This is a genomic window from Siccirubricoccus soli, from assembly GCF_024178315.1.
Taxonomy (GTDB): Bacteria; Pseudomonadota; Alphaproteobacteria; order Acetobacterales; family Acetobacteraceae; genus Siccirubricoccus; species Siccirubricoccus soli.
This window is the reverse complement of record NZ_JAMZIK010000192.1, coordinates 1-14,732: the sequence shown is the minus strand read 5'-3', so window position 1 is coordinate 14,732 and position 14,732 is coordinate 1. Positions and strand designations below refer to the sequence as shown.

Annotated in this window: 13 protein-coding genes; 8 read left to right on the top strand and 5 right to left on the bottom strand. The window is 71.0% G+C overall.

Annotation, left to right across the window (positions count from 1 at the left end; genetic code table 11):
- From NJ376_RS25190 to NJ376_RS25180, 3 genes are all read left to right on the top strand, one after another.
- The coding region (locus NJ376_RS25190) for a thiamine phosphate synthase (protein WP_252956073.1) at window positions 1–338 on the top strand (338 nt) is incomplete at its 5' end.
- Between the two features lie 224 nt (window positions 339–562).
- Complete coding sequence (locus NJ376_RS25185; protein WP_252956071.1) at window positions 563–1,918, top strand: porin; 1,356 nt, start codon at window positions 563–565, stop codon at window positions 1,916–1,918.
- A gap of 125 nt (window positions 1,919–2,043) precedes the next feature.
- The gene (locus NJ376_RS25180) at window positions 2,044–2,580 is read left to right on the top strand and encodes a DUF3576 domain-containing protein (protein ID WP_252956069.1); all 537 of its coding nucleotides are present in this window, start codon (window positions 2,044–2,046) and stop codon (window positions 2,578–2,580) included.
- Window positions 2,581–3,059: 479 nt separating this feature from the next.
- Here the strand turns inward: NJ376_RS25180 and NJ376_RS25175 are convergent, their stop codons facing one another.
- The 3 genes from NJ376_RS25175 to NJ376_RS25165 all read right to left on the bottom strand — a co-directional run bounded on the left by NJ376_RS25175 (window position 3,060) and on the right by NJ376_RS25165 (window position 5,535).
- On the bottom strand, window positions 3,060–3,854 hold the full coding sequence (locus NJ376_RS25175) for an outer membrane lipoprotein (RefSeq protein WP_252956067.1): 795 nt from the start codon (window positions 3,852–3,854) through the stop codon (window positions 3,060–3,062).
- A gap of 195 nt (window positions 3,855–4,049) precedes the next feature.
- Window positions 4,050–4,685: an MlaC/ttg2D family ABC transporter substrate-binding protein gene (locus NJ376_RS25170; protein ID WP_252956065.1), complete on the bottom strand. Its 636-nt coding sequence runs from the start codon at window positions 4,683–4,685 to the stop codon at window positions 4,050–4,052.
- Between the two features lie 55 nt (window positions 4,686–4,740).
- On the bottom strand, window positions 4,741–5,535 hold the full coding sequence (locus NJ376_RS25165; RefSeq protein ID WP_252956063.1) for an MlaA family lipoprotein: 795 nt from the start codon (window positions 5,533–5,535) through the stop codon (window positions 4,741–4,743).
- Between the two features lie 228 nt (window positions 5,536–5,763).
- Between NJ376_RS25165 and metF the strand changes: the two genes are divergently transcribed.
- The 3 genes from metF (at window position 5,764) to NJ376_RS25150 (ending at window position 9,902) form a co-directional block, all read left to right on the top strand.
- A complete protein-coding gene (gene metF, locus NJ376_RS25160; protein ID WP_252956061.1) occupies window positions 5,764–6,708 on the top strand; it encodes a methylenetetrahydrofolate reductase [NAD(P)H] in 945 nt (314 codons plus the stop codon).
- A 489-nt stretch (window positions 6,709–7,197) separates the two neighbouring features.
- Complete coding sequence (locus NJ376_RS25155) at window positions 7,198–9,240, top strand: NAD(+) synthase (protein WP_252956058.1); 2,043 nt, start codon at window positions 7,198–7,200, stop codon at window positions 9,238–9,240.
- Window positions 9,241–9,293: 53 nt separating this feature from the next.
- Complete coding sequence (locus tag NJ376_RS25150) at window positions 9,294–9,902, top strand: cysteine hydrolase family protein (protein ID WP_252956056.1); 609 nt, start codon at window positions 9,294–9,296, stop codon at window positions 9,900–9,902.
- A gap of 196 nt (window positions 9,903–10,098) precedes the next feature.
- On the opposite strand, the gene acnA is transcribed toward NJ376_RS25150, so the two are convergent.
- Window positions 10,099–12,795 (bottom strand): aconitate hydratase AcnA, encoded by a 2,697-nt coding sequence (gene acnA, locus NJ376_RS25145; RefSeq protein ID WP_252956054.1) that lies wholly within the window; start codon window positions 12,793–12,795, stop codon window positions 10,099–10,101.
- A 119-nt stretch (window positions 12,796–12,914) separates the two neighbouring features.
- Here acnA and ccmA point away from each other — a divergent pair, with 119 nt between their 5' ends.
- Complete coding sequence (ccmA, locus tag NJ376_RS25140) at window positions 12,915–13,505, top strand: heme ABC exporter ATP-binding protein CcmA (RefSeq protein ID WP_252956052.1); 591 nt, start codon at window positions 12,915–12,917, stop codon at window positions 13,503–13,505.
- 8 nt (window positions 13,506–13,513) lie between these two features.
- On the opposite strand, the gene NJ376_RS25135 is transcribed toward ccmA, so the two are convergent.
- Window positions 13,514–13,867 (bottom strand): VOC family protein, encoded by a 354-nt coding sequence (locus NJ376_RS25135; protein WP_252956050.1) that lies wholly within the window; start codon window positions 13,865–13,867, stop codon window positions 13,514–13,516.
- Window positions 13,868–13,941: 74 nt separating this feature from the next.
- Here NJ376_RS25135 and ccmB point away from each other — a divergent pair, with 74 nt between their 5' ends.
- Window positions 13,942–14,601, top strand: coding sequence for a heme exporter protein CcmB (gene ccmB / locus NJ376_RS25130; RefSeq protein ID WP_252956048.1), 660 nt, complete (start codon window positions 13,942–13,944; stop codon window positions 14,599–14,601).
- Window positions 14,602–14,732 lie beyond the last annotated feature (131 nt).

Here is a 14,732-nt window from a genome sequence, read left to right as displayed (position 1 = left end):
GCCACGGTGCCGGGCTGCTGCTGCCGGACCGCCGCCCGGCGCGGCACCTGCTGCCCTTCCTGCTGGCGCGAAAGCCGGGGCGGGTGCTGCTGGTGGCGGCGCATGGCCGGGCGGGCCTGGCCCGGGCGCGCCGGCTGCGGGCGGATGCGGTGCTGCTCTCCCCCGCCTTCCCCACCCTCAGCCACCCCGGTGCGCCGGCCTTGGGGCCGCTGCGCTGGGCGGCGCTGGCGGTGCGCGCCGGGCGGCCGGCGCTGGCGCTGGGCGGGGTGACGGGGCGGAGCGCGCGGCGCCTGCCCAGGCTTGCGGCGGGCATTGCCGCCATCGGCGGCTTCGCGTAACCGGATTGCGTCACGGTCCTGTGGCGCCCTCGCCACAGTGTCTCAGTGAAGTCGCGGTGCCCGCGCTTGGCCGGTTGCCGGGCTTTGTTCCGGTGCTTCATAGTCTGTCACGGACCCTGGTCGCGCATGCAACCGCCAATTGTGGAATGCAAGCGAAGCCACGCCTCAGGGGGGCAGCGGGTCGAGGGAAAAGCCGGGCGTGCCCGGCGCGTGAGGAGGATGGAATGCGCAAGATTCTACTGGGCACGACCGCTGCGGTTGGCGCGGCGCTGCTGGCACCGATGGCCGCCGAGGCGCAGGAAGCCCCGACGGTTCGCGTCGGCGGTTACTTCCGGGCCTACTATGGGTACACGCAGCAGAACGGCCAGGCCCCGACCAACGTCTCGATGGGTGGCCTTTCCGGTGGCCCGAACGATAGCAATGCGCAGCTCGGCAACACCTTCGCCTCTGCCCGGAACGGCCATAACGACTTCTCGACCGACGCCGAAGTGCATGTCTTCGTCAACGGCAAGACGGCGAACGGCCTGACCTACGGCGCGGTCATCGAGATCGAGTTCGACAGCTCCGAAGGCACCGTCCGCTCCGACGCCCGCCGCGCCTTCTCGCGCAAGACCGGCGCCGCGATCGACGAGATGTACGCCTTCATCGCCTCGCCCACCCTCGGCCAGATCCGCTTCGGCGACGAGGACGGCCCCTTCGGCGGCCTGATGAACGTCGGCTGGGTGTCCAACTTCGGCACCGGCGGCGCCTATGGCGACTTCGAGAGCTTCATCGTCCGCCCGACCCGCACCGGCACCACCCCGGGCAGCGTGGGCGACAACACCAAGATCATCTACCTGTCCCCGCAGTTCTTCGGCTTCGATTTCGGCCTTTCCTACGCCGCGAACGAAGGCGAGGGCGAGGACACGGGCTGCTTGAACAGCTTCGCCAGCCTGAACTGCGACCGCGTCTACGCGGCGACCGGCATTGCCGGCAACGGCCGCTCGCATGACCAGCCGGGCCGCATGAACGAAATCCAGTGGGCCGCCCGCTGGCGCGGTTCGGTGGCGGGCGTCGGCCTCGCCGTCGGTGCCAGCGGCATGTTCTCGCAGGTGGTGCGCGACATCAGCGCCACCGGCGTGATCACCCGCAACCTGCGCAATCCGGAACTCTACCAGGTCGGCGCGCAGGCCACCTACATGGGCTTCACCGTCGGCGGCGGTTACATGTGGGGCAACACCAACTACTACTACATCCCGACGCTCCGCGGCGACAAGGACATGTCGATGTTCTTCGGCGGCGCCAGCTACACCGCAGGTCCGTTCACGGTCGGTGCCAACTTCTACTCCGGCCAGTATGCCGGCACCGCCTTCACCCCCGCCAATGCGAATGGCCAGCGCCGCTGGGCCTACTCCATCGGTGCCACCTACCGCCTGGCGCCGGGCCTCGACCTGCTCGCCGAGTTCGTGCGGCAGGAGATGAAGGAGCCGGGCGTCAGCGCTCTCATCCCGACCGGCAACCTGGCCCCGGGCAGCTCTGGCGACGTCCGCGACCGCGGCAAGGCCAGCGTCTTCCTCACCGGTATCCGCCTGGCCTTCTGATCGGCCAGTCCCGGCTCTCCGGGGCGGGGCGGCGGAGCAATCCGCCGCCCCGTTTTCAATTCGGCTCTTGCCGCCGCCCAGGGAACCGGATTAACGGGTTCGATCCTAGGGTGGTCGATCCAGTCATGAAGCCTTTCTTCCTTGCCGCCTGTGCGGCCCTGCCCCTGCTCGCTGCCTGCGGCGACAATGTCCGCGGCGTGCAGAATGACGAATATGGCGATTGGCGCGGCTCCTCTCCCCGGCAGCGCAGCCTCGGCGCCACCGGCTCCGGCCTCGTCGTCTTCGGCGTGGACAAGGAGCGAGAGGCGCGGGAGGCGGCGGCGGCGACCGGTGGCGCCGGGCTGGCGGTGAATGCCTATCTCTGGCGCGCGACGCTGGACACCTTGTCCTTCATGCCCCTCGCCTCCGCCGACCCCTTCGGCGGCACCATCATCACCGACTGGTACACCCCGCCCGGCGCGCAGAATGAGCGGTTCCGCGCCCAGGCCTATGTCATGGGCCGCCAGCTCCGCTCCGACGGCGTGCGGGTGCAGGTCTTCCGCCAGGTGAATGAGCGGGGGCAATGGGTCGACTCCCCCGTCTCCCCGGCCACCAATTCGGAATTCGAGGACAAGGTCCTCGCCCGGGCGCGGGAACTGCGGAGCCAATCCGCCCAGCGCTGAGGCCGGTGGCCTCCCCGGCTGGAGCAGCTTATCTCCGGCCTGATGCGCCATGGCGCGATCGATCAGGCCGGAGGCTGCTCGGACCGGCCCGCGACATGGTTGGGCCGGGGCGGTTCCGGTCCGGCCGGCGCTCCGGGCCCGGGCCCGCCGCGGCCCACGCCCGGCACAGGTGGCGTGAAGGCGCCGCCCCGGACGCCTAAGGCCTGCTGGGGAATGGGCCTTGGGTCGGTCTGGCGGGTCTTTTTCGCACCGGGGGCGTCGGGCGGCTTGCCAAGGCCACCAGCCTGGGCTGCGCCGCCCTCCTGCCCAGCATACAAAATCTCTCGCCAGCCCTCCGCCTCGCCCAGTCCCTAACGGGCCCCAGAGCAATATCCGGTCGGGTGGAAGCACCCGATCGGATATTGCTCTGGAAAACATAAGACTTAGAGCAGCCTCCGAACTCATGGATCACGCCGTGATCCATGAGTTCGGAGGCTGCTCTAGCGCGTCACCTCCTGCGAGAGCGACCGCGCCACGGGCTGGGCGATGGGCGGCAGGCGGGAGAGGGCGGCATCCTCCGCCGCGCCCTGCAGCGCCGAGGATGCGCCGCTGCTCCCCGTGGCCGGCGCCTCCGGCGACGTTTCGGCCGTGGCAGGCGTGGCCGTCGGCGCCGGCGCTTCCGCCACGGGCGGGGGGGGCGGGGGCGGGACCACCACGGGCGGTGGCGGCACGATGGCCGGCAGGCTGACCACGGCCGACGGCGTCGCCACAGCCGCCGGCGGGGCGGCGGGCTGGGCAGGCGGCGGGGCGGCGGCCGCCGCCGCAGGGGGGTTCGCCGCCGGGTCCGAGATATAGTCCGGCACGATCCGCGCTTGGTTGCCGGTGATGACCAGCACGCGCTGCCCCACCACCAGCGGGGTGCGGTCCCGCTGGGTGACGGAGACCAGCTCCCCCTTCCCGGTACGGACCACGTATTCGAAGGCCTTGATATCCACCGCTGCGTGCTCCGCCGCGGTTCCTACCAGCCCGCCGATCAGCGCGCCTCCCACGCCGCCGAGCGCCGAGGCAATGCCGCCGCCCGGCGTCTGGGCGCCCAGCGCGCCGCCCGCGGCCGCGCCGGTGGCGGCGCCGGTGCTGCCTTCCGCGCTCACCTGGACCTCCCGGCGGCCGACCACCGTACCCTGCTCCACCTTGTTGGCCTGCTGCACGGCGCGGGTGGCGTAGGTGTCCGGGGAGTAATCGGAGGTGCAGCCGGCCAGCAGGGCAAGCACGGCGATGAGGCGGGCGTATCGCAAAGCCAGGGTCCCATCCAGCGCTGCGCTGCACATAGGCCGTGGATGTGGCGAAGTCACGGCGGGAAACTGGAACGATCCGGTCAAGCCGGGTTGGAACGGCCAGCCTCCGGCGCGCCGGGCGCGGGCCGCCGGAGGACCCGGGCGCTCTCCCCGGGGGCCGGCACGGCGCCGCCACGCGGCGGCGCCGTGGGGCACTCAGCGGGTCTGCTGCTCCCGCGCCGCGAGCTGGGCGATCTGCCCCTGCATCGCCTGCAGCAGCGCCTGGATGGAGCCGTTGTTGCGCTGGATGACGCTGGAATACTCGCTGCGCTGGGTGAGACGAAGCGAGGTGCCCTCGGCGATCACGTCCACCACGCGCGGCTGCCCGTTCACCTCCGCCACCCGCCAGTCCAACGAGAAGGGCGCGGTGTTCGGCCGCTCGATGATGGTGTTCACCAGCACATCCTCCTCGGTGCGCTGCTGGCTGCGGCCAAGGGAGAAGCGCACGCCCTGGTATTCCCCGAAGCGGGCGGAGAGGTTGCGGATCAGCGTCTCCTCGAACAGCTTCATGTAGTCCTGCTGCTGCTGCGGGGTGGCCTGGCGCCACCAGCGGCCGAGGATGAAGCGGCCGACGCCCTCGATATCGACCGCCCGGCGGAGCACCGCGGCGACGCGCTGGCGGCGGGTGGCGAGGTCGGCGCGGGGGTCGTTCAGCGCCGCCACCAGCTCATTCCCCGTCGCCAGGATGAATTGGCTGGCGCGGCTGTTGTCCTGCGCCCGCGCCGGGCGGAAGGCAGGCAGGGCGAGAAGGCTGGCGGCGCCGAACAGCGAACGGCGAGGGAGGCGGATCATGGTCGGGGCGCTTTCCTTGGGCTTGGCCCGGCGGGCGGTGAAGGGAAGGGGCAATTCAACGCTCCGGGAAGGCGCCGGTGCCAATGCCGAAGCCGGTGCTGCCGGCGGCGGCGGGCGCGGCCTCCCCGCTGTTGCGGATCTCGGCGGCGCGGCGCTGGCGATAGGCGCTGCGCAGCGTGGCATAGGGGTCGAGTGAGCTGCGCTGCACATCGTCCAGCACGTCCAGCAGGCTTTCGCGGGTATCCACCACGGTCATGCCGCCGCGGACACCGGTCAGCACATCCACCGCCACCCCCTGGCCGACCCAGGTGAGCGGGTCACCGGCGATGCCGAGGCCGAAGCCCGTCAGGTCCCGCGGGTTGGAGGGGCCGAGGACCGGGATGAAGAGGTAGGGGCCTTCCCCCACCCCCCAGCGGGCCAGGGTCTGGCCGTAATCCTCGGCATGGCCGCGCACGCCAAACAGGCTGGAGGCGACGTCGAAGATGCCGGCGACGCCGAGGGTGGTGTTGATGACGAAGCGGCCCAGCGTGTCGCCGGCCCGCCGCGGCTCGCCCTGCAGCATGTCATTGGCCAGGATCACCGGGGTGCGGAGATTGCCAAGCACGTTGCGGATGCCGGTGCGGACGGGCTGGGGGACCACGTCCCGGTAGGCGCTGGCCACCGGCCGCAGCACGACCCGGTCGATCCCCTGGTGGACATCGTACATGGCGCGGTTGAAGGGTTCGGCCGGATCGTTGTTCTGCTCGAACTCGGCGACCGCGTCGGGGTCGGCGGGGTCCGGACGCGTGGCGCAGCCGGCCAGCAGCGCGATGCCCAGAGCCAGGGCGAGCAGGGAGGTGTTCGGCGGCATCAGGCGCATCGGCGACGGAACCCTTCGGCCTCGGGGGGGGGCGGGGAGACCACCCGGATATGGCGCGCCGGAGCGCCAGGTCCAGCGGGACGGCGCGCCCCGCCAGGCGGTGCCCACGGCACCTTCCGGCCTGCGGCCCATAGCATCCTTCCCGGGCGTTTCGTAACGTCCCCTGGGTCGCCGTGCGCAACGCTTGCGAACATCGGCGTGAGGAGGCACATGCCGGACATGGACCAGACCCCGCTTCCCGCCTCGACGGGCACCCTGCAGCGCTGGCTGACCGGCCCGCGGGTCGGCGGCCTGCCGCACCTGGCGGCCCTGCCGGCCCCGAAGCTCTCCTTCGAATTCTTCCCACCGCGGACGGAGGCGCTGGAGGCCCAGCTCTGGTCCTGCATAAGGCGGCTGGAGCCGCTGCGGCCGGCCTTTGTCTCCGTCACCTATGGCGCCGGGGGGACCACCCAGGCCCGCACCCATGCGACCGTCGCCCGCATCGTCAAGGAAACCAGCCTGACGCCGGCGGCGCACCTCACCTGCGTCGGCGCCTCCCGCGCCGAGGTGGAGGAAGTGGCGCGGCGCTATTGGGAGGCGGGGGTGCGGCACATCGTGGCCCTGCGCGGGGACCCGCCGGCGGGGGTGGAGCGCTACGAGCCGCACCCGGAGGGCTATGCCTATGCCGCCGATCTGGTGGCCGGGCTGAAGCGCATCGCCCCCTTCGAGGTCAGCGTCGCCGCCTATCCCGAGACGCACCCGACCGCGCTCTCGCCGGAGGCCGACCTCGACAACCTCAAGCGCAAGATCGATGCCGGGGCGACCCGCGCCATCACCCAGTATTTCTTCGATACCGGGATCTATCTGCGCTTCCTCGACCGCTGCGCGGCGGCGGGGATCACCGTGCCGATCGTCCCCGGCATCATGCCGGTCTCCAACTTCACCCAGATGAAGAAATTCTCCGCCATGTGCGGCGCCGGCGTGCCGGACTGGATGGGCACCCTGTTCGAGGGGCTGGAGGAGGATGCGGAGACCCGCCGCATGGTGGCGGCGGTGGTGGCGGCGGAGCAGGTGCGGCTGCTGCAGGCGAACGGGGTGGACGAGTTCCATTTCTACACGCTGAACCGGCCGGACCTGGTCTATGCCATCGCGCATCTGCTGGGCGCGCGGCCGGTGCGGGCCTGAATACGCAAATCCTGGTATCACGGGGCGTCCTCTAGGACGCGCCATGGCAGCGGGTTTCGCGGCTCGGCCCGCAGGGTGCGGCGGGTTCGGGCCGGTCTCCCCGCGGCGACAGCGGGCAGCCGCAGCCGGGCCGCCCGCCAGGGGCTGAACCAGGAGGGTTGCCCAGGACGCCGCCTCCCCATGCAAGGTGGTCAGGGCTCATCGCCTGGCTGCATGCGTCACGGTCTCGGTCGATCCGGCCTCACCCGATCACGCCCTGAGGGGCCCGGATCCGGCCATCCGGCGTGCCGCCGGATGCTTCGGGGCAGCACCCGGTCCCGGCAGGCCGTGCCATAAGGGCCGGGCCGCCCGGCCCTCGCCTCGCCTCGCCCGGTTGCGGAACGCCGGAATTTATGGCTTCCAGGGAAGCCCGACGGGCCGAGGCGCTTTCTTTCGCAGGACCCGCCCGCGGCCTTCCTCCTGCGGCACCGTTTGGGATCGATCGGCGTCATGAGCTTCCATTCCCTCTACCGGCACGGCTTCGCCCGGGTTGCGGCCTGCACGACGCGCTGCCGCATCGCCGACCCCGCCGCGAATGGCGCGGAGATCCTGCGCGTCGCAACCGAATGCGACCGGCGCGGCGCCGCGGTGGCGGTGTTCCCGGAACTCGCCTTGTCCGGCTATGCCATCGACGACCTGCTGCTGCAGGACACCGTGCTGGACGCGGTGGAGGCCAGCGTGGCGGCGCTGGTCGCCGGCTCCGCCGGGCTGCGCGCGGTCCTGCTGGTCGGCGCGCCGCTCCGCCATGCCGGGCGGGTCTACAACACCGCCCTCGTCATCCAGCGCGGCCGGCTGCTGGGGGTGGTGCCCAAGATCCACCTGCCGAATTACCGGGAATTCTACGAGCATCGCTGGTTCGCCTCGGGCCTCGGCACCGAGGGCAGCGAGATCGAGGTCGCCGGGCTGCGCGCCCCCTTCGGGCCCGACCTGCTCTTCGCCGCCGAGGACCTGCCCGGCCTCGTCATCCATGCGGAGATCTGCGAAGACCTCTGGGTGCCGGTGCCGCCGAGCGCCAGCGGCGCCCTGGCAGGCGCCACGGTCCTGGCCAACCTCTCGGCCAGCAACATCACCATCGGCAAGGCGGATACCCGCCGCCTGCTCTGCCGCTCGCAATCCGCGCGCTGCCTCGCCGCCTATATCTACGCCGCGGCCGGCGCGGGCGAATCCACCACCGACCTGGCCTGGGACGGGCAGGTCTCGATTTTCGAGAACGGCGCCACCCTGGCCGAGAGCGAGCGCTTCCCCGCCGCCGAGCAGGTGGTGGTCGCGGATGTCGATCTCGACCTGCTGCGGCAGGAGCGGGCGCGGCAGGGCACCTTCGACGACAACCGCCGCCGCGAGGGCGCCGGGGGGGCCTTTCGGCACGTCGCCTTCCGCCTCGACCCGCCAATGGAGGATATCGGCTTCGCCCGGGCGGTGGAGCGCTTCCCCTTCGTCCCCGCCGATCCCGGCCGGCTCTCCCAGGATTGCTACGAGGCCTACAGCATCCAGGTCTCCGGCCTGGTGCAGCGGCGGGCGGCGACCGGCAACGGCAAGATCGTCATCGGCGTCTCCGGCGGCCTCGATTCCACCCAGGCCCTGATCGTCGCCGCCAAGGCGATGGATCTGATGGGCAGTCCGCGCACCGACATCGTCGCCTACACCATGCCCGGCTTCGGCACGAGCGAGGGCACCAAGACCAATGCCCATCGCCTCATGCAGGCGCTCGGCGTCGATGCGCGGGAGCTGGATATCCGCCCGGCGGCGCGGCAGATGCTGGCGGATCTCGGCCACCCCTTCGCGCGCGGCGAGCCGGTCTACGACGTCACCTTCGAGAATGTGCAGGCCGGGCTGCGCACCGACTACCTCTTCCGCGCCGCCAACCATGTGGGCGGCATGGTGCTCGGCACCGGCGACCTGTCGGAGCTGGCGCTGGGCTGGTGCACCTATGGTGTCGGCGACCAGATGTCGCACTACAACGTCAATGGCGGCGTGCCGAAGACGCTGATCCAGCACCTGATCCGCTGGGTGGCGTCCTCCGGGCAGTTCGAGGCGGAGGTGGCGGAGACGCTGGAGGCGATCCTCGCCACCGAGATCTCGCCCGAGCTGATTCCGGCAGGCGCCGATGCCGCCCTGCAGAGCACGGAGGCCAAGGTCGGCCCCTATGCGCTGCAGGATTTCAACCTCTACTACACGCTGCGCTACGGCTTCCGCCCCTCGAAGATCGCCTTCCTGGCGCTGCAGGCCTGGGGCGATGCCGCGCGCGGCGCCTGGCCGCCCGGCTTCCCGGCGGAGCGGCGGGGCGCCTATGAGCTGCCGGTCATCCGGCGCTGGCTGACCGTCTTCCTCGAGCGCTTCTTCGGCTTCGCCCAGTTCAAGCGTTCCGCCATGCCGAACGGGCCCAAGGTCTCGGCGGGGGGCTCGCTCTCCCCGCGCGGCGACTGGCGCGCCCCCTCGGACGGCAATGCCCGGGCCTGGCTGGAGGAGCTGCGGCGGAACGTCCCCGAAAGCTGAGCCAACGGTGCCCTGCCTGCCGCGTTGACGCGGCGGACAGGGAGGGTTCCGGGATGAGCGACGGCGGATTGCAGCACGGGCCGCTCGGCGAGAGCTGCCTGCATCTCTGCGTGGACATGCAGCGGCTGTTTGCCGAGGACACGGAATGGCACACGCCCTGGATGGCCCGCGTGCTGCCGGTGGTGACGCGGCTGGCGGAGGCGCACGCGGCGCAGACCATCTTCACCCGCTTCATCCCCGCCTCGCGGGCAGAGGAATGCGGCGGCACCTGGCGCCGCTACTACACGCGCTGGGCCTCGATGACGCTGGAGGCGCTGCCGCCGGGCATGATCGATCTCGTCGCGCCGCTCGCGCGCCTCGTCCCGCCGGCCGAAATCTTCGACAAGCGGGTCTATTCGCCCTGGAGCGATGGCGAGCTGCACCGCCGCCTGCGCCGCCGCGGCATCGACACCCTCGTCATCAGCGGTGCCGAAACGGATGTCTGCGTGCTGGCGGCCGTCCTCGGCGCCGTCGATCTCGGCTACCGCATCATCGTCCCGACGGATGCGATCTGCAGTTCCTCCGACCGCGCCCATGACGCGCTGCTGACGCTGTACCATGAGCGGTTCGGGCAGCAGGTGGAGGCGGCGCGGGTGGAGGAGATCCTGGCCGCCTGGAGGTGACCTTCGGCGCTGCCCGGCGTGGCGGTGCCACACCGCGTTTCGGAGCGTGATCGGTTGAGGCCGGACCGGCCGAACCGTGAATTAAGCGATCAAACGACGATCTGGAGCGGGATGGAGTGAGCGAAGCTCAACCGGTCCCGCTCCAGCATGATGACCAGCCCCGCGATGCCGCCGCAGCGGCGCCGCGGAGCGCGTATCAGGCGGCCTTGGCCATCCCGCGTAGCACGTAGTGCAGGATGCCGCCGTTCTTGTAATACTCGACCTCATCCGCCGTATCGATGCGGCAGAGCACCTTGGTGGAGTACTTGCTGCCATCGGCGCGGGTGATGACGAGCTCGAGCTGCATGCGCGGCTTCAGCTCCTCCATCCCCAGGATGTCCACCAGCTCGTCGCCCTTCAGGTTGAGCGACTTGCGGTCCTCGCCGTTCTGGAACACCAGCGGCAGCACGCCCATGCCGACGAGGTTGGAGCGGTGGATGCGCTCGAAGCTCTCCGCCACCACCGCCTTGATGCCGAGCAGGAAGGTGCCCTTCGCCGCCCAGTCGCGGGAGGAGCCGGTGCCGTATTCCTTGCCGCCGAACACCACCAGCGGCACGCCCTCCTGCTTGTAGCGCATCGCCACGTCGTAGATCGGCGCGACGTCGCCGGAGGGGTAGTGCTTGGAGATGCCGCCCTCGGTGCCCGGCACCATCTCGTTCTTGATGCGGATATTGGCGAAGGTGCCACGCATCATGACCTGGTGGTTGCCGCGGCGGGCGCCGTAGCTGTTGAAGTCCGCCTGCCGCACCTGGTGCTCCAGCAGGTATTCGCCGGCCGGGCTGGTCTTGCGGATGTTGCCGGCCGGGGAGATGTGGTCGGTGGTGATGCTGTCCGCCAGCAGCGCCAGCACCCGCGCGCCCTTGATGGACTGCACCGGCTTCACCTCGGTGGTCATCCCCTCGAAATAGGGCGGGTTCTGGACGTAGGTGGAGCCGCTGTTCCAGCGATAGGTATCGCTGTCCGCCTCGACGCGGATGGCCTGCCACTGCTGCGGGCCCTTGAACACGTCGCCATACTTCTCAAGGAACATGTCCCGGTTCACGACGGAGTGAACGGTGTCGTTCACCTCCTTCTGCGTCGGCCAGATGTCCTTGAGGAAGACCGGCTGGCCGTCGCGGCCGGTGCCGATCGGCTCCTTCGTCAGGTCCTTGGTGATGGTGCCGGCGAGCGCATAGGCGACCACCAGCGGCGGGGAGGCCAGGTAGTTGGCGCGCACATTGGCATGCACCCGGCCCTCGAAGTTGCGGTTGCCGGAGAGCACGGAGACGGCGACCAGCTTGTTGTTCTCGATCGCGTCCACGATCGGGTCCGGCAACGGGCCGGAGTTGCCGATGCAGGTGGTGCAACCATAGCCCACGGTCTGGAAGCCGAGCGCATCCAGGTCCTTCTGCAGCCCGGACTTCTCCAGGTATTCGGTCACCACCTGGGAGCCGGGGGCGAGGGAGGTCTTCACCCAGGGCTTCGCGCTCAGCCCCTTCTCCACCGCCTTCTTCGCCACCAGGCCGGCGGCGACCAGCACATAGGGGTTGGAGGTGTTGGTGCAGGAGGTGATGGCGGCGATCACGACATCGCCGTGGCCGAGGTCGTAATTCGCGCCCTCGACCTTCACGCGCTTCGTCGCTTCGTCGCCCGGCACGCCCATGGTGCCGGCGGCAAGGTCCTTGGCGAAGGCGGAAGCGGCGTTGGACAGCGCCACCCGATCCTGCGGCCGCTTCGGCCCGGCCATGGAGGGTTCGACCGTGGAGAGGTCGAGCTCCAGCGTGTCGGTGAAGACCGGGTCGGGGGTGGAGCTGTCGCGCCACATGCCCTGGGCTTTGCAGAACTCCTCCACCAGCTTGATCCGGTGCTCATCGCGGCCGGAGAGGCGGAGATAGCCGAGCGTCGCCGCATCCACCGGGAAGAAGCCGCAGGTGGCGCCATATTCCGGGGCCATGTTGCCGATGGTGGCGCGGTCCGCCAGCGGCAGGTCGTCGAGGCCGGCGCCGTAGAATTCCACGAATTTGCCGACCACGCCCTTCTTGCGCAGCATCTGGGTCACGGTCAGCACCAGGTCGGTCGCCGTCACGCCCTCGCGCAGCTTGCCCACCAGCTTGAAGCCGATGACGTCGGGGATGAGCATGGCGATGGGCTGGCCGAGCATGGCCGCCTCCGCCTCGATGCCGCCGACGCCCCAGCCCAGCACGCCGAGGCCGTTCACCATGGTGGTGTGGCTGTCGGTGCCGTAGCAGCTATCCGGGTAGACATAGGTCTCGCCGGTGTCGGTCGCGGTCCAGACCACCTGCGCCAGGTATTCCAGGTTCACCTGGTGGCAGATGCCGGTGCCCGGCGGGACGACGCGGAAATTGTCGAAGGCGGACTGGCCCCAGCGGAGGAATTCGTAGCGCTCGCCATTGCGCTCGAACTCGATGTCCACGTTCTTCTGGAGGGCGGCCGGGGTGCCGGAGACATCGACCATGACGGAGTGGTCGATGACCAGATCGACCGGCACCAGCGGGTTCACCTTCCGCGGATCGCCGCCCAGCTTGATGATGCCGTCGCGCATCGCCGCCAGATCGACCACCGCCGGCACGCCGGTGAAGTCCTGCATCAGGATGCGGGCGGGCCGGAAGGGCACTTCCTTCTCGGATTTGCCGGCGGGCAGCCAGCCGGCGATCGCCTTGGCGTCGTTCACCGTGTAGCTGCGGCCATCCTCGAAGCGCAGCACGTTCTCCAGCAGCACCTTCAGGCTGAAGGGCAGGCGGCTGATGTCGCCGATGCTCTTGGCCGCCTCGGGCAGGCTGAAGTAATGGTAGGTCTTGCCGTCCACCGCCAGGGTGCGGCGGGTCTTGAGGCTGTCCTGCCCGATCATCCGCATGGTCCGAGAACCCTTCCTTACGTCACGCCCCGCGCGGGCGCGCCATGCCCGGGGTTTAAGCATGTGCCGCGGCGGGGGTCCACGGGCGGCCCGGCTATCGTGCCGATAGCCAATTGAGAATGCTCCAGGCCGAGAACCTTGCCTGCCTGCGCGGAGAGCGGGTGGTCTTCGCCGGGCTCAGCTTCGCGCTGAACGCGGGCGAGGCGGTGCAGCTCCTCGGCCCCAACGGGGCCGGGAAATCCAGCCTGCTGCGGCTGCTGGCCGGGCTGCTGACCCCGGCGGAGGGGCGGCTGCTCTGGCAGGGGCAGGACGCGCTGGCGGACCGCGCCGCCCATGCCGCGCGGCTGCGCTACCTCTCGCACCAGGATGCGCTGAAGCCGGCGCTGACGGCGGCCGAGAATCTCGGCTTCTACGCCCGGCTCTGGGGCGGGGAGGTGGCGCCGGCGCTGGCGGCGATGGGCCTGGCCCCGCTGGCGGAGCTGCCGGCGCGGGTGCTCTCCGCCGGGCAGAAGCGGCGGCTGGCGCTGGCGCGGCTGGCCCTCGCCCCGGTCCCGCTCTGGCTGCTGGATGAGCCGACGGTGGGGCTGGATGCCGCCTCGGTCGCGCGGCTCGGCACGCTGCTGGCGGCGCACCGGGCGGCGGGGGGCATGGTGCTGGCCGCCACCCATCTGCCCCTGCCCCTGCCCGGGGCGCGGGAGCTGAGGCTGTGACCCGGCCCTCAGACATGCGTCAGGATGTTCACCAGCCGGCCGAAGGGGTCGCGCAGGAAGAAGCGGCGCACGCCCCAGGGCTCCGTCACCGGCCCGTATTCCACGGCATGGCCGGCGGCCAGGGCGCGGCGGTGGAGCGCCTCCAGCTCCTCATCCACCTCGATGGACAGGTCGGGCACCGGAGCGCCGCTGCCGCCTTCCAGCGCGATGCTGAGCTGCGGCACGGCCGGCCCAGGCGCCGCGAAGATCACGATCCAGCCGAGATCCATGACGATGTCGAGGCCAAGCAGCTTGCCATAGAAGGCCCTGGCCAGCGCCAGATCCTTGGCCGCGATATTCGCCACGATACGCCGCACGGCCATCTCTGCCTCCCGCTTACGCCGGCCCAGCATGGCGCGGCAGGGGCGCGGTGCGCCATCCCCAGTCCGGGCGTCGCATGACCCGCTGGCTTGCCCTGCTGGCGCGGGAGCTGCGGCTGGCGCTGCGCTACCCGGCGGACAGCCTGGCGGCGGTGCTGTTCTTCGTGCTGGTGGCAGCGCTCTTCCCCTTCGGCATCGGCCCGGCGCCGGAGGCGCTGGCGCGGCTGGCACCCGGCGCCCTGCTGGCCGCCGCCCTGCTGGCGGCGCTGCTGCCGCTGGACCGGATGTTCGGCGCGGACGCGGAGGATGGGACGCTGGACCAGCTCCTGCTCAGCGGCCTGGGCCCCAGCGCGGTGGCCGCGGCCAAGGCGGTGGCGCATTGGCTGACCACCGGTCTGCCGCTGCTGCTGGCGGCACCGGTCGCGTCCGCCATGCTGAACCTGCCGGTGGAGGCCTGGCCGGCGGCCATGGCGGCGTTGGGCATGGCGGCGGGGTTCCTCTCCCTGCTCGGCACCGCGGGCGCGGCGCTGACGCTCGGGGCGCGGCGCGGCGGGGTGCTGCTGCCGCTGCTGGTGCTGCCGCTGGCGATTCCCGCCGTCATCTTCGGCGCGGCGGGAATCGAGGCGGCGGCGGCGGGGCTGTCCCCCGCGCCCTATCTGCTGCTGCTGGGCGCGCTGCTGGCCGCCGCCCTGCCGCTGGCCCCCCTTGCCGCCGGCGCGGCGTTGCGGGTGGAATAGGCGGATGCTGCAACCGGCCTTGGAATGGATGGCCGAGCACCGCGCGGCCACCATCGCCCTGGTGGCGGTGCTGATGGTCAGCCTGCTGACGCGGCGGCATTGAGCTTCTCCACGACACCGCTAGAGCATGT

Excerpts from the sequence above, each read along its gene's own strand:
- NJ376_RS25185 (WP_252956071.1), top strand. The coding sequence starts at position 563 with ATGCGCAAGATTCTACTGGGCACGACCGCTGCGGTTGGCGCGGCGCTG.
- NJ376_RS25180 (WP_252956069.1), top strand. The coding sequence starts at position 2,044 with ATGAAGCCTTTCTTCCTTGCCGCCTGTGCGGCCCTGCCCCTGCTCGCT.
- NJ376_RS25170 (WP_252956065.1), bottom strand. The coding sequence starts at position 4,685 with ATGATCCGCCTCCCTCGCCGTTCGCTGTTCGGCGCCGCCAGCCTTCTC.
- NJ376_RS25165 (WP_252956063.1), bottom strand. The coding sequence starts at position 5,535 with ATGCCGCCGAACACCTCCCTGCTCGCCCTGGCTCTGGGCATCGCGCTG.
- metF (WP_252956061.1), top strand. The coding sequence starts at position 5,764 with ATGGACCAGACCCCGCTTCCCGCCTCGACGGGCACCCTGCAGCGCTGG.
- NJ376_RS25155 (WP_252956058.1), top strand. The coding sequence starts at position 7,198 with ATGAGCTTCCATTCCCTCTACCGGCACGGCTTCGCCCGGGTTGCGGCC.
- NJ376_RS25150 (WP_252956056.1), top strand. The coding sequence starts at position 9,294 with ATGAGCGACGGCGGATTGCAGCACGGGCCGCTCGGCGAGAGCTGCCTG.
- acnA (WP_252956054.1), bottom strand. The coding sequence starts at position 12,795 with ATGCGGATGATCGGGCAGGACAGCCTCAAGACCCGCCGCACCCTGGCG.
- ccmA (WP_252956052.1), top strand. The coding sequence starts at position 12,915 with ATGCTCCAGGCCGAGAACCTTGCCTGCCTGCGCGGAGAGCGGGTGGTC.
- NJ376_RS25135 (WP_252956050.1), bottom strand. The coding sequence starts at position 13,867 with ATGGCCGTGCGGCGTATCGTGGCGAATATCGCGGCCAAGGATCTGGCG.
- ccmB (WP_252956048.1), top strand. The coding sequence starts at position 13,942 with ATGACCCGCTGGCTTGCCCTGCTGGCGCGGGAGCTGCGGCTGGCGCTG.